This is a genomic window from Spirochaeta cellobiosiphila DSM 17781, from assembly GCF_000426705.1.
In the GTDB taxonomy this organism is placed as follows: domain Bacteria; phylum Spirochaetota; class Spirochaetia; order DSM-17781; family DSM-17781; genus Spirochaeta_E; species Spirochaeta_E cellobiosiphila.
Genome location: NZ_KE384554.1, coordinates 562,037 through 577,599, shown reverse-complemented (window position 1 = coordinate 577,599; position 15,563 = coordinate 562,037). Strand labels below are relative to the sequence as shown.

Below are 15,563 nucleotides of genomic sequence, written 5' to 3'. Positions count from 1 at the left end.
TTAAGCTTTACATTAAGTCTAGGTAGTAAAGTGGAAAAAGAAATTTTAATTGTTGAAGACGAGAAAATAGTTGCCTTAGATATCAAAAATCATCTAAAAAGACTTGGCTATAATGTCGCAGACAGCTTTTCCCGTGCTGAAGAAGCCATCAGTTTTCTTGAAACCCATCCTGTTAATTTAGTGTTGATGGATATTCATTTGCAAGGAAAAATGGATGGTATTGAGGCCTCAGAAATTATTAAAGACAGATGGAATTATCCTGTCATCATGCTTACAGCTTTTGCTGATGAGAATACCATAAGCCGGTCAAAAAAGACCGAGCCTTTTGGTTATATCATCAAACCTTTTCATGAGAGAGAGCTTCGTACTACTATTGAAATGGCTCTCTATCGTCATGAAATGAATCAAGCTATTATTGAAAGGGAAAGATTATTCTCAACAACTTTGGAATCAATCGCTGATGGAGTTATTGTAAGTGATCAGAACCATAATGTTAGCTATGTAAATCAAAACGCCGCTAATCTAGTAACTCAGGAAACATGGCTTGGTAAAGCAACGAATATTGTCTTTCCTTTTTTAGACAATCCTTCTCATGAGATTATTATAAAAAATAACAAGGAACAAACCCGTCGTATAATAAAAACAGAAAGTGAGTTGATCGATAAGAATAATGTTGTAGGACAAGTTTGGGCTTTACATGATGTTACTGAGAGACGTGATTTGGAAGATCAATTAAGACAAAGTCAAAAGATGGACGCCTTAGGGCGATTAGCCAGTGGCGTCGCCCATGATTTCAATAACATTTTAACTGTCATTATGGGATATTGTACTCTGCTTCTAGATGGTGATGATAATCAGTCTGTAAATGAAGAAATAAAGGGGATTCAAAGTGCATCGAAGAAGGCCGTTAACCTCACTAGACAATTATTATTGTTTTCCAGACAAGAGAAGGCTGAAAAAGAAATTCTTAAAATAAGTACCCTGGTTTTGGGTATGGAGAAAATGTTAAGTCGTCTCATTACAGAAGACATAAGTATTAGAATATCCGCAGATGATGGATCTTATTATATATGGGCGGATCCAGGCCAGATTGAACAAGTATTGATTAATATTGTTGTCAATGCACGAGATGCCTTACCCTCAGGCGGATTGATACATATAAAAACCTACGTCAAGAATATATCTATACCTAAAACGACTAAAACAGGTGTCGTCCCTGTTGGCCGTTATATGATTTTGGAAATTACTGATAATGGTACAGGGATCACTGATGAAAACATGGCCAAAATATTCGAACCTTTTTTTACAACAAAAGAAGAGGGCAAAGGGACCGGGCTAGGGTTATCTACTGTCTTTGGGATCATGGAAGAACATGATGGTTATATTGATGTAGAAAGCCACCTGGGGATGGGATCCCGTTTTATTATCTACTGGCCGGTAAATGAAGAAATACCAGTGAAACCAACTTATGTAGAATCCTCTGAGGAAGTTCTAAAAGTAGATAATAAAAAAATACTCATTGTAGAAGATGATGAAATCCTTGTTAATCTCTTACAGAAAGCTTTGACCAACATAGGATATAATGTCGTCATCTGTTCCAATGGACAAGAAGCTCTGAACATATTAAAGGAAAATACTTCTACCTTTGATATTGTTCTCACTGATTTAGTCATGCCCGTCATAAATGGCTATGAATTATATGAGTATATCAAGCAACATCATTCAGAGCTAAAAATCTATCTCATGACCGGTTATCCTGACAAGACTTTAGAAGATAAGGGTATTACAGTACCAGAAGGATTAGTAATACATAAACCTTTTCAGCTTAATGACTTGGTAAAAAAATTAATCAATTAAGTACTTGTTGATTCACTCCTATTAATTGGTATATAGTGTGGCCAATGAAAGATAAGCAAAGTCTAACCAGAAATTTCTGTATAATTGCCCATATTGACCATGGTAAGTCTACATTAGCAGACCGTTTTATAGAACGGGCTCAGATAATATCGAATAGAGATTATCAGGATCAGATGCTGGATAGTATGGACATAGAGCGTGAACGTGGCATCACCATTAAGAGCCAGGCTGTTACCATTCCCTTTAATTCCAAGGACGGTAATACTTACACATTAAATCTTGTAGATACTCCTGGACATGTGGACTTTACCTATGAAGTCAGTCGAGCTATCAGTTCCTGTGAAGGGGCCTTGTTGCTCATTGATGCTACTCAAGGAGTTGAAGCTCAAACTCTTTCTAATATGTTCATCGCTATGGAACATGATTTAGAAATCATTCCTGTAGTAAATAAGATGGATTTACCTAGCGCTGATTTGGATAGAGTCCAGCATCAAATAGATAATGATCTTGGACTGGATATAGATTCAACGGTTCCAGTTTCTGCCAAGACGGGACAAGGAATAGAGGACTTACTGGAAGGAATCGTTAATTTTATTCCTGCCCCATCTGGTGATCCTAAAGCTCCTATCAAAGCATTAATATTCGATTCTCATTTCGATTCTTATCGAGGGGTCATTATTCACATACGTGTCTTTGAAGGACAGTTGAAACCGGGACAGGAGATTAAACTTTTTTCAAACGATGTTAAACACAAGATTGAAGAAGTGGGTATATTCCGCCTTGCTTTAATTAAACAAGATCTTCTAGCTGCAGGTGATGTAGGTTATATCGTCACAGGAATCAAAAATATCAGTGATATCAGAGTCGGAGATACTATTACAGGTGTTCAGAATCCCTGTAATGAGGCCTTACCGGGATTCCGGGAAGTAAAGCCCGTTGTCTTTTCCAGTATTTATCCGATTGAGGCTGATCAGTATGAAGAGTTATTTAAGGCTCTGGATAAATTAAAATTAAACGATGCCTCTTTAGTCTTTGAAAAAGACAATTCAGCAGCTCTTGGTTTTGGTTTCCGTTGTGGATTCTTAGGATTGTTACATCTGGAAGTCGTTCAAGAGAGGCTAGAAAGGGAATTTGGATTAAATATTGTACTGACTTCACCTTCGGTAATGTATAAGATTTATCCAAAGAAGGGTGATCCTTACATGATCTCCAGTCCTGCTGATTACCCCGATCCAGGTACTATTGAGACTACAGAAGAACCATATATAAGAGCTTCGATTATTACTCCAACGGAATATTTGGGTAATATAATGACATTATGTACGAACAAACGCGGTATACAAACTAATATGACCTATCTCGATTCTCTTAGGGTCGAAATATTTTACGAAATGCCATTAGCTGATGTTCTGTTTGATTTCTATGACAAATTAAAGTCCGTAAGTCGTGGTTATGCCAGCTTTGATTATGAGATGCTGGATTATAAAGCTACAGACCTGGTTCGTCTTGATATATTAGTGAACAGTAATCCTGTTGATGCTTTAAGTCAGTTAGTCTTTAAGGATAATGCACGTAACAGGGCTGTTAATGTCTGTAAGAAATTAAAAGAAGAGATTCCCAGACAACAGTTCAAGATTCCCATTCAAGGGGCCATAAGTAGTACGGTTATTGCCCGTGAGACTATTGCAGCCCTACGTAAGGATGTAACTGCAAAATGTTACGGAGGAGATATCTCCCGTAAGCGTAAGTTACTGGAGAAGCAGAAGGAAGGTAAGAAGAGAATGAAGATGGTAGGTAATGTTGAGTTACCACAATCAGCCTTCCTGTCCGTATTAAAAGCTGATGATGATTAAAGAAGTCCTAGCTGTTGTCTAAAGTAATTTGCGGCAGCTAAGACTCTGCTTAAAAATCCTGGGGGATATAATCCCTTCCAGGGTTCGTCAGGGAAAAAACAATATAAATAATCTAATTCCGCCAAAAGGGTGTCGATCTTATTGTTATCTTTTGAAGTAATACTGTCTATCAAGTTATTTATACGCTTTCTTTCCAGATTTATAAAAGTACTGATTGTTTCCTGAGAGATCGGGACCTGATGATGGGGAAGGGTATAATCACGAACAGGATAATCCCATAAAATATTAATAACCTCTGTGGTTGAGACTTGAGGGATCCCTAAATCCAAGCCCATATTGCTTAGGTCATAAACATTATCTGACTTTTCACATAAAGCAAAAAAATTATTTCTATATCCTTCCAGTATAAGATCTGAATTACATATATTACCATTTTTATCCATCATACTGAGAAATGGACGATTAATGGCCGCTTCGTAGTTACCTAGATTTACAAAACGGGTATGCTGATTTAGTAATAATTTGTGGCCAGGGGCCTCTTTAGCATGTGACTTACCGCGTTTATAAGCAAAATCAAAACCTGAGACAAAAATTGGTCCCTTACTCAAGTATTGGGCAAACCATAGTGCTGCCACTCCCACCGATCCTAAGGGGGGAATATCAAAGCTGGCAATAGCATTACTTTTTATCCGAATCAACAAATCAATCGAAGCAAAGTGACTCGTTATGAAGTATTTGGGTCCTTTATAATACCTAAGTAAAGGAGGATAGGAACTAATGTCCGCTATGATAGGAATATCAAGATCCAAGGATCCATAAAAGTCATATAGGTTATAGAATTGACTTTCAAGGGCTAATATAGCATCAGGTCTTAGCTGCGCAGCGGCTAAGATAGGTAAGGCTGTGTCGACGGCTAATAAAAAAACTTTATTTCGTATTTGCTGAATAACAGGGAGGGAATGCTCCAAACTTTCGCCAGCTCCCACAATGACCATTGGAATATTACTATGCCAGGATTCCAGGATTCGACTATCGGGTATCTTCTGTAGATTTTTAAATATATTGCTAATCCAGGCACGGCCCATATGGATTAGTGTCATTTTATTTTTCCAGAAATGATTAATTCCTTTCTGTAGTTGTTCCTGTCTTTCTTGATACCATGTCTTGTTCAGCCTATACCCGCCATTTAGGGAAAGGACTTTAGCATGACGCAAGTGGGTTTTAGGAAAATGCTCTAGTATGGCCAAATCACCGGGATACTCTGAACCAGAGCAGAATAATATTCTCTTGTCTGTTATCGCATATTGATGAGAGAGTTCTAAGAGCAAGGGCTCCCTCTCCACTATTAAAAGATAAGAATGGACAGGAAGTTTATCTAATAAGTTTTGAATCCCGTACCACAATAGAGGGCTTGGTATAATATAGAGGGTATTATCTAATAGGGTAAAATTATCTGCTTTTCGTTCTATCGATTGTCTGGGGTGTAGGGATGGGTATAAATACCCACCCTTATATTTGATTGTAAATCCCCCTTCTACTTCAGAGAGAAGGAGGGAGGACTCCATCATTTTTGTGTTCTAAAAAGAGGAGACTGTAAAGCTTCATAGAAATTATCTTTGAATTTATCTGAATTACGTACCAAGTTCTGGAAATCTTGCTGTTTAACAGAGGCAACAGAAGATTCTACTGCTTCTAAATTAGTGTCTGTTACAGCTTCAGTAACTTCAGAAATTGGTTCGAAAATAGCAATGTAACCACTTTCTATGATAGGTTCTGATATAGACCCTGTTGGTAGAGAGTAGGCTTTTTCAAAGAAGTTATCGTTGTAAGCAAGGTTTTTAAATAAGGGTTCATCTGAAGCATCAGATACTTTGGCATCGATAAAGGCATTATTCCCATAATTCATAGGAAAAGGTTCTGTTGTTTCTAATGTCTTATTTAGATCACCCGAGGCTGCTGCTAAGGAGGAATAATTACTTTGTGCTGCAGTAGCCTGTCCCACTAGATAATCTTCCAGCTTTCCTTTCTCATTTTGTGATAAATAAGTCCTAACCACATCAAGTCCAGCTTTTTCTGAGAAGTCCAAAGGGGCAGGTTTTTTGTTAACTTGATAAATAACCCAACCTAAAGGAGATTCATAAGCGCTACTTACTTTTCCTTCTTCTAAGGCAAATAAGGAATCAACATCTGATTCATTTGTGAAGTCCAGCTTTAGTTCGTAGTAATATTTCGTTCCCAGATCACCGGTGGAGGACGCAGAATTGTTCGTCGTCGCTGATTGGGCAAGATCTGTAAAATTAGAAGTACCATCTTCAATCTGCTTCAAGTATCCATTGGCTTCTTTTTCTGAGGAAGCAATGATTCTGCTCACTTCTAATCTCTGAAAGAGCTTAGATTGTTCCTGTCCGTAAGCTATGACCTCAGAATCAGGATAGTCAGAATACTCCCATACAAGAAAGTTAAAAGCCTTTTTGGTTTGACCAAGTTCTGCGATAAATTGTTTTTCATTATCACTAACCAATTCCCCTGTAAAAACATCTTTTACAAAAAGCTGATGTAAAAGATCTTCTTTGAAACCTTTTCTTATGGAAGTTCTTTCTGCGGCGGTTGTGTTGTTGTATTTCGTTTGACTAAAACCATTTTTATCCTGATATCCGGGATAAAAGGAAAGGGCTTTATTCAGTGTATCATCTGATATCACAGCATGCGCTTCGTTTAATTCATTCATTATGGCTGTATGTAATACAGTGGCATCAAATGCTTGTCTCCAAATAAATTGTCTAGCAAGATCTACATTGTTACCAAATACTCCCTGATTGTAGTTGTTATATATGTTGATTTGATTAACAAAATAACTTCCCTGTGTATATTCTATTGGTGTTTTCCCATATTTACCAAATTCGACGGTAGCTGCGTTGCTCGCAAGATTCCCCGTAACTGGTGTGAAAACAAAGGCAACAACTATTAATGCAAGTATAATGATAACAAACACCTGGGTAAAACTAGTTTTTTTCCCCTTTTTATGTGTTTTTATTTTCTTATTGATGTTCTTGCCATTATTAAACTGGATAACCTTATCCTTGGAAGAACCCTTCTCTTCAGATGCCATATTTTGTCCTTAATTAAGTGTGTTTAAAGCTGATACAAAATAACATGTCCCCTCTGGATCTGTCAACGTAAGAGGGCTTGTCGTGCTGCTCTCTTGTTATTAAAATCACCATAATGGAAGAATTAGTAAGGTCCTTTGAACAATCTGTACAGTTAATGAACCAATTAGGATCAAAAGTTAATAAAGAAGCCTGGGATAATACAGAAGATTTAATATACTACATAGATCAATTGTTAGATGCTGGACAAGAAATAGTCGGTGGCAAAAATCTTACAGAATATAGGGCCTTGGCCTATGTACAGTTAGGACGACTCCATTCTCGCTATGACCTGATCGAAGAAGCGATCGCCATCTATGATGATGTCTATTTAGAGTATCGTAACCATTCTAATGATGCGATTCGTTACCAAGCTATGCGTGCCCTCGTCAATTCCGGTGTGGCCTATTATAATTTAGATAGACTTGATAAAGCGATAGAAGCCTGGGATGAGGCTGGTGAAAAATACTATAAAGATAGACACGAGGGCTTACAGACTGCATCTCTCAGGGCTATGCAAAATAAAAGTATTGCTTTGGATTTATATAAGTATGAAGGCGCTGGCGATCCTACACGGGAATTAATATTAGAAAGGTTTAAATCTTCACTAATACCTGCCATTCAAAAGGATTTACTAAGATTTTTTTACAAGATCCTTTGGATTGGGGAGGACAGAGATAATCCCGCATTAAAAGCCCTTCATATTTTACTGATAAAAAAGACCAAATCAAAGATCAAACTTGAAGACCTTCATAGGGCTTACTATCTATTAGATACAAAAGCAAAGAAAATAGTGTGCAGTGCTGTAGAAAAGCTGCATTATGAGGAATTTATTAACGTCCTGGTCGGGGGGAGTCAATTAATACGTTGTAAAGGGCATTATCCTTTTGAACGTAAATTACTGGAATCCTATCTGAACAATAGTGAACATCAGAGAATAGGGGAGGAATTGATACTCCAAAGTGAGTTGGACTGGGGATTGGAAATCCTGCAAACAATAGCTCATAGTAAGGACTTCTCTTCCTTTAAATCCCCCTATGTTCAGAAGTTATATCAATTATTTTTAAAGGAAAACATAGCTTTACCCCCCCTGAATAGTTGGAGCCTATTAACGACAGATCATTCGCCTTTGAATCATAAAGGAAACATTTCTGCCTGGTTTGTCGGTGAGGATTCCTTTCTTAGCGCTGATAGGAAAGGGGATGTTATTTTATGGTCAAAAACAGGACCAGATAAACATTTAGGACAATTGAGTGGTACACCTCGCATTGTTTGTATGATTGACGATAGTATTTATGCTGTTCTATGGAATCAAAAAGGTTTTCATCAATATATAAATGAGAATTGGGAATACGTAGAGGTTGAAGACGCTTTTCATAAATATAGTTCAGAGTATCATTTGTTAATCGGTGATAAAGGCCTCTATAAGCTTGACTCTGGTAGCTATCTCAGTGGTTTTCCTGAAGTACTGGAGATTCTTGAGGAAAGGAAAAATACCTATACCCATATCTCCTATAAAGGTATTGTGAGTGATGGGAAAAAACAGGTTGAACTGCCTTTGCCCTCTACAGCTCTTCCTCTAAAACATTGCGTTCGATCTAAGGAATATTATGTTCTGGGTAATGATGATGTGATATATGTCTTTGACCCAACATCATTATCTCTCCAATCCTCTCTTCAAATCAATGAAATGAGTCATAGCATTAATTGGGGGCAAAATCCCGAACTGTTTGGTGTTATGGGTGAACAAAAAATATTCCTTTACAATAGGGCAGGGGAATTGCTCTTTGATCATCCTGGGATCTCCTTGTATATAGGGGCAGAATACTGCTTTATCGGGGATAAAAAAGGAAAGGTCCTCAAAATGGATCATGCTGGAAACGTAATCCACGTCATGGAAGGGCATAGTGACTGGATTGTTGATATAACAGCCGATGAAGAGCAGCTATTAACCATTGGCTTAGAAGGTAGTATTCGTCAGTGGTCACTTATTGATAATAGACTTACCCATATCTGGGGTAAAATGGATTTATTAGCTATAGAATATCAAGGATCTCAACTCCACCAAATCGGGAATGGGGGGATTAAGAACTTAAACGGGGAAGGAACTTTTTACAGTCAAATTCAAGGGGTCCTGTCTGCCTATTATATTGATGAAGAATACCTCATATACGCTTCCTTGACCGGTGAACTTTTAGTCTATAAAAAAGGAAAATTCCTCTGGCGTGATAATTGTAACTCCTATGCTGAATCTTTCTGTCGTATTGATAAAAAGATATGGGTAGGATTTCATGATGGGATGTTAAGAGAATTTTCCCTGAATAATGGGGCTGTATTATGGGAATCTGCCGTACATAAGGAAGGTATCCTTGTGATCGAGAGACATCCTTCTGGACAATATATATTTACCGGAAGTAGAGATAGGGACATATCCATTGTCAATATTGAAACTAAGGATGAATTACAGAAGCTAGCCATGCATACCCAGAATATCAGCGCTCTGTGTTTTTGTGATTCCGGTAATACACTCATTAGTTCAGGAGATGATGGTCTTATTCTTAAATGGAATTGGTTGGAAGGTTCTTTGCTGGATATTATCAAAGAGAGCAAAATCCCCGTTTGGGATTTGATTGTTAATCAAGAATCAACGGTGCTCTCAGCTAGAGTGGAAGATAATGACCTAAGTTTATGGAATCTGCCCTATGGTGTTGAGATCAATAATCTTAAAGGGCATCGTTCTGTTATATCCAGTATAAAGTTCTTTCCTGATGATGGCTTTATGGTCTCAGGAAGTGCTGATAGATCTCTCAGATTCTGGAAGATGCCAGAAGGACGGGTTGTTAAAAAAATCAGCCCAGGATTAGGGGCTGTTCAATCGATCGCCATAGGTGTTAATGGCAAAAAATTAGCTGCCGCATCCGTTGATGGTCAAATAAAAGAATATGACTTAACCCCTTTCCAATTGTACAGAATGTCCCTAAATGAACTTCGGGAACGCAAATTCTCATTAGAGGCGCTGGTTCATAATGACGAACAGGATAAATTAGATTTTATAGAATTCCTTAATAATTGGATGAGTTAGATCTCTAGGATCTTTCTCCAATGAGGAGTTTTAAATCTTTTATCTCCTGTACAAGTTTTGTACGTTCCAGATTTTGGAACTTCTTGGGAATCATCTCACGGCTCGTACATTCAAGGACGGCAACCAAATTCTGAAGCTCAATCTCATAGGGGTAACTGGGTGGTATAAAGTCTTGAATGGACTGGGCCAAATCTTCTTTGGTAATGATAACATGACCTTCCATGGCTGCCTTGAATTTGGCCCGAATCAAAATAGATTCCAGATCAGCTCCGGAATAGTTATGTTTGTGCTTCTTTAACATATCCAGAGCATTGACCTTCTGGACTTTCAATTTGAGTTTTTTGATCAGGGTATAAAATAATTCTTCCAACTCCGTAGGTTGATCTGGATAAAATAAGGCTAAATGCTCTTCAGCCCGTCCCTGTCTCTTTAAGTCAATAGGAATTAAATCAGGGCGGCAAGTGATGAGAAACCAGATAATCTTACCTCTATATTCTGTATTGCCCATAAAACTGGCGATTTGAGCAAAGATCCTATTACCCGTTCCTGAGTCTCCGTCTTGATTTCTATTGCCCAAAAAAGCATCCGCTTCATCAATCATAACGCCCACTGGACTCATGGCTTTCAATATATTTAATATCTTCTCCAGGTTACTTTCTGTAACCCCTTGCCACTTACTGCGGAAGTTTTTGAGTTTAACCATGGGGATACCGATCTCCCCTGTGAAAGCGGAAACCATAAACGATTTTCCTGTACCAACCGGACCTGCAATCAGATAGCCCATTGGTAAAACATCGAGCCGTCCCTGCTTGATTGCCCTGGCTGCATCTTTAAAACGTCTTTTAACAAAGTTATGCCCGGATATCATTGATAGATCATATTCGGTTTCCATAAACTCAAGTAAACCGGCCGCTTCATTTTCAATAATGCTCTTTTTTCTTTCTTTTAAATATTCCAAATTGATTTCTTTGTCCTCCTGATAGGACTCAGAAGCTATTTGATTTAAATTCAACAGGTTTAGACCACTTGTTAAATTAGCCATCCGTTCCGGTGTTAGTCTTCCTCCCAGAATCAGCTTCTCCTGTTTTTCGAGGAACTCCAGGAATTTTTGTCTAACCTTTACATCAGGGATGGGGATATTAACCTTAACAGTTGTGGGACTAGCCACTAAGCGCGGTGCCAAATCGGCTAGATTCTCCGTTAATAGTAAAACGGAAATATCTCCATTGGTGAAAACAGGATCATGGCTCCATCTATTCAAGGTAACCAGGCAATACCGATCTTCATCACTCATTCTTCCAATATCAGAATTCGGTATGATCGTCTCTGCATAATCCATAATGAGAACAATACGGCGATTTTTATTAATATTGCTTAGAAAGTACTGTTCAAGATAATAGAACGCCTTGGTAGGATCTACATCAATGAAGACTTCCGGATCATGATTCTTGAATTTTGACTTCATGGCAAGCATATACTCATGCTCCATTTCCTCAGTACAGAAGGAAACCCCGCTGGAACGGTCATAATAAACGATGATATCCCGGTTTCCAAAAAGGACCTCTGATATATATTCCTGAATTTTAGCAAAAATGAATTCGCCTTCGTTCATCTTGTGAGGTAAAAAGTCCCGTATGTTGCCGTGTATTAAATATAGGTTCGTGGTCTTGCTTAAATACTTGTATGATAGCTCTTGAGCCCATGAAGGCAATATTTTAATGAAGGGCAGGTTCTGTTTAATTAATTGTTCCGCCATATCTTCTGAGTATAGACAGGCCATTCACACTGGTCAACTATTGTGATAGATTCTTTGTTCATGAAAGATGTCATAATATATACAGATGGTGGTTGTCGAGGAAATCCAGGTATTGGTGGATGGGCCTATGTTCTCACTATAGACGGAAAAAAATACACCGGTAGTGGGGCTGATAAGCTGACTACAAATAACAAAATGGAATTGACTGCCGTTATTGAAGCTTTGTCTTTTGTTTTAAAGAATCCAGAATGGCTGTCATATCCCATTAATATTTACACTGATAGTCAATACGTAAAGAATGGAATCACTAAGTGGATACATAATTGGATTGCCCGAGGATGGAAAACAGCCAACAAGCAACCTGTCAAGAATCGTGAATTATGGATACAGCTAAAGGATAATACGGAAAAACTTAATGTGGAATGGAATTGGGTAAAAGGCCATAGCGGTGTCGATCTGAATGAAGAATGTGATCAACTAGTGAATAAGGAAATGGATGGTCTTAATTAATTAATAACTTTCTTTATTTTTTTTTTGTATTTCATCATTTACAATTATACATGATGAAGTACTTTTTTTTTATATTCTTATATGGCTTATTAAGTATCCTGGCGATTCCTACCTGGTCAGATGTTGAAACTAGTACTTATAGGTTGCTATTTATTGCCTCATACAACTCCTCTTTTCCCACCTATTATGATCAAATCGACGGTATTAAAGAGGGCCTCGAGGGCTTCTATTATATTATGGATGTTGAGGCTTTTGATAGCAAACGCTTTGTGGGAGAGGGTAATTATCAGACATTCAAAGACAGGTTAGAGTATAAATTAAATCATAATCTTCCTTATGATGGAATTCTTACAGCTGATGATAATGCCTTACATTTTGTCATTGATAATTATGAACAAATGTTTGATAAGATCCCTGTCGTCTTTTTTGGTGTGAATAACATTGATTTTGCTTTAGAACAAAATACTAATCCCAAGATTACAGGCTTTGTTGAGTCTGTATCCATGAAGGATACCCTTAGCTTTATGAGTGGCGTTCCTAAATGGGGAGATTCTATTGTCATTATTACTGATGATACTACCAGCGGGCAGGGGGACCTTAGAACCTATCGGAATATGTCTAATGAATTCCCTGAGAACCTTATTAGCGTCTTGAATATCAGTGAGTATACATATGATGAGTTAGGTGAGTTATTAAAGGGTAATCCAGAAAATCTAAGCTATTTATTATTATCAGCTTATAGAGATAAAAACGGGAATTTTATGACTTTTCCCGAGAGTTTAGCTTTTTTAGTTAACAATAGCCATTCTCCCATCTATCACCTATGGTATCACGGTTTGGGAAAGGGTATTGTGGGGGGAAAGTTAATATCTCATAAAGATCAAGGTATGAGAGCCGCTAGAGTGATGAAACAGCTCCTTCAAAATCCTGAAATGGAAATCCCCATAGTCGAAAATAATAGTCACAATGCTTTTTATTTTGATTACAGACAATTAAAAAAGTTTCAGATATCCAATGGGGATCTTCCTCCAGATAGTAAGATTATTAATGAACCTATTAACTATTTAAAAGAATATGGCAGAATTATTCTGATTGTCGTCCTTGTTATATTGTCCCAGAGTCTTACGATTATGTTTCTTATTATAAACGTAAGACGACTGAATAATGCCAACAAAGAAATAAAGGTAAGAGAAGAAAAATTCAAAGGCCTATTTGAACATTCTCCCATGTCTCTATGGGAAGTTAATTTATCCAAAATCAAAAAACAGTTGGACATTAAAAAAACAATAGCAAACATTGATTGTTATGACTTTAGTATTATAGATGTAAATACCACTAGCTTAGCTGTATTAAAAGCTGAGAATAAGGATCTCTTAATAGAGGGATTCATTTCCTGGCTCAAGAAGGACAAAAGCAATACCTGGCTTAAAATCATCGAGACTCTCCATCAGGATAATTATCAAGTCACAGAAGAATTCTATTGTCAGACTTTTTCCGATGATTGGCGGTGGTTGAATATTAAAATATCAACGGTTCCCGGGTCTATTGATACATGGGATAGAATATTTTTATCATTTGAAGACATAACAGATAAGGTCACTGTTTTAGATGAACTACGTAAAGCCCTTGCTGATAAGGAGGTATTACTAAGAGAAGTTCATCATAGAGTAAAAAATAATCTATCCATTGTGACTTCTTTATTCAGTCTGCAAAAAGACTCTATTCAAAATGTAACTGATTTGGAAATGCTCATTCATGGATCCCAGACCATGATAATGTCTATGGCCTTTGTTCATGAATTAATAATGGATAGTGATGATTTGCAATCCCTGGATATTAAGAAGTTTCTCCTTCAGTTGACCAGTTTTATTGTAGAGACTACCAATAATAACACTGGGAATATTCATTTTGAAATCTTAGTGTCTGATAATATAACCCTCGAATTAGATAGTCTTATCCCCTTTGGATTGATCGTTAATGAGATAATAGGCTGGCTATTAAAAGGTTCATACAAGGAGAATATACCAATCAATATTAACATTAATCTTCATATTACAGATGACAAAAGATTTCTGGAAGTTAAAGAGTTTGATATCATTCCCCCTAAGGAGTTAACAGGACAATCCTCTACCATCCTTGGATATAATTTGATCAATCTCCTGGCCCTGCAGCTAAAGGGACAGATGAAGATCAATTCGGATAATGGTTTTACAGCGCAGTTAAAATTCTAAATACAAATAAAAATACTCATAAATAATTCCCCTGAGTAGTTGACCAAGTCTATGAACGTACATTACCTTTTGTATCAGCTTAGTTGAGTATATAAGCTTTCTTATCATGAGCAGTTGAGGGACTGGCCCTGTGAAGCTGCGGCAACCTGCCTTTATTGGATAAGGTGCCAAATCCTACGGATGTATTCCGGAAGATGAGAAAGAGGTCCAGTTATCCCTCTTATCTTAAATTATTTTTAGGGGGAATATTGTGAAAAATACCACCAAGTTGTTCGCTATAACCATAGCAATCCTATTCAGTCTTGCTATGGCAGGCTGTAGCAAATCAGATAAAGATTCCAAAGAAATCATCGCAGGAACGTCTCCTGGACCTTATGGACACATGTTTAAAACTGCTATTGCACCTGGTTTGGAAAAAGCAGGTTACACTGTTAAAGTTCTAGAATTTAGTGATTATGTCCAACCAAACCTGGCATTGGCTAACAAAGAGATTGATGTAAATCTATTCCAGCATAGAGTTTACTTAGATAAATTCAGTGCAGATCATAATTTGGATCTCTCAGCTATCATTACCGTACCCACAGCCGCTGTCGGTATTTATTCTAATGAATACAAATCTATTGCAGATTTACCAGACGGGGCAAAGGTCTCTATCGCAAACGATCCTACGAACTTAGCCAGGGCTTTGAAAGTCCTTCAGCAGGCTGGTCTCATTGAGATTAATCCTGATATCGATGTTACAAGAGCCTCTGAAAAGGATATAGTCAGTAATCCTAAGAATTTAGAAATCCTTCCTGTAGAAGCGGCTCAGCTTCCCCGGACTGTTGATAGTGTGGATGCTGCCGCTGTTAATGGGAATTACGCTTTGGCTGCGGGAATGTCTCTTAAAGAGGCTATTTTCATTGAAGACTTACCAGAAGAGTACAAAAACCTATTGGCTATTCGTACAGAAGATGTGGACACAGAATTGGCTAAGCTTCTGGAAGAGATTGTTAGATCTGATGACTTCCGGAAAGTTATGAATGATCCCAATGATATTTTTGAAGGATTTACCAGACCAAACTGGTGGGTTGACTAGGCCATTGATTATGATGAGAAGGGGGAGTCTTCGGGCTTCCTCTAATAGAG

9 protein-coding genes and 1 riboswitch are annotated in these 15,563 nt (G+C 37.6%); of the genes, 6 read left to right on the top strand and 3 right to left on the bottom strand.

Annotated features, from left to right (window positions below; genetic code table 11):
- Positions 1-30 precede the first annotated feature (30 nt).
- Positions 31-1,857 carry a response regulator gene (locus K345_RS20520; RefSeq protein ID WP_083963706.1) on the top strand — a complete coding sequence of 609 codons (1,827 nt, stop codon included), beginning with the start codon at positions 31-33 and terminating at the stop codon, positions 1,855-1,857.
- Positions 1,858-1,901: 44 nt separating this feature from the next.
- Complete coding sequence (gene lepA, locus K345_RS0109475) at positions 1,902-3,710, top strand: translation elongation factor 4 (protein WP_028973950.1); 1,809 nt, start codon at positions 1,902-1,904, stop codon at positions 3,708-3,710.
- On the opposite strand, the gene K345_RS0109470 is transcribed toward lepA, so the two are convergent.
- Complete coding sequence (locus K345_RS0109470) at positions 3,707-5,275, bottom strand: motility associated factor glycosyltransferase family protein (protein WP_211227871.1); 1,569 nt, start codon at positions 5,273-5,275, stop codon at positions 3,707-3,709. The genes lepA and K345_RS0109470 overlap by 4 nt on opposite strands.
- Positions 5,275-6,819 (bottom strand): peptidylprolyl isomerase, encoded by a 1,545-nt coding sequence (locus K345_RS0109465; protein WP_028973948.1) that lies wholly within the window; start codon positions 6,817-6,819, stop codon positions 5,275-5,277. Before K345_RS0109465 ends, K345_RS0109470 begins: the two co-directional genes overlap by 1 nt.
- A gap of 113 nt (positions 6,820-6,932) precedes the next feature.
- On the opposite strand from K345_RS0109465, the gene K345_RS0109460 reads away from it, so the two are divergent.
- Positions 6,933-9,938 (top strand): WD40 repeat domain-containing protein, encoded by a 3,006-nt coding sequence (locus tag K345_RS0109460; protein ID WP_028973947.1) that lies wholly within the window; start codon positions 6,933-6,935, stop codon positions 9,936-9,938.
- 4 nt (positions 9,939-9,942) lie between these two features.
- Here the strand turns inward: K345_RS0109460 and K345_RS0109455 are convergent, their stop codons facing one another.
- Positions 9,943-11,694 carry an ATP-binding protein gene (locus tag K345_RS0109455; RefSeq protein WP_028973946.1) on the bottom strand — a complete coding sequence of 584 codons (1,752 nt, stop codon included), beginning with the start codon at positions 11,692-11,694 and terminating at the stop codon, positions 9,943-9,945.
- A gap of 60 nt (positions 11,695-11,754) precedes the next feature.
- On the opposite strand from K345_RS0109455, the gene rnhA reads away from it, so the two are divergent.
- From rnhA to K345_RS20515, 3 genes are all read left to right on the top strand, one after another.
- Positions 11,755-12,204: a ribonuclease HI gene (rnhA, locus tag K345_RS0109450; RefSeq protein WP_028973945.1), complete on the top strand. Its 450-nt coding sequence runs from the start codon at positions 11,755-11,757 to the stop codon at positions 12,202-12,204.
- Between the two features lie 50 nt (positions 12,205-12,254).
- Complete coding sequence (locus K345_RS0109445; protein WP_083963705.1) at positions 12,255-14,435, top strand: histidine kinase dimerization/phosphoacceptor domain -containing protein; 2,181 nt, start codon at positions 12,255-12,257, stop codon at positions 14,433-14,435.
- Positions 14,436-14,533: 98 nt separating this feature from the next.
- Positions 14,534-14,636: riboswitch (SAM riboswitch) on the top strand.
- Between the two features lie 49 nt (positions 14,637-14,685).
- Positions 14,686-15,513, top strand: coding sequence for a MetQ/NlpA family ABC transporter substrate-binding protein (locus tag K345_RS20515; RefSeq protein WP_211227870.1), 828 nt, complete (start codon positions 14,686-14,688; stop codon positions 15,511-15,513).
- Positions 15,514-15,563: the final 50 nt, after the last annotated feature.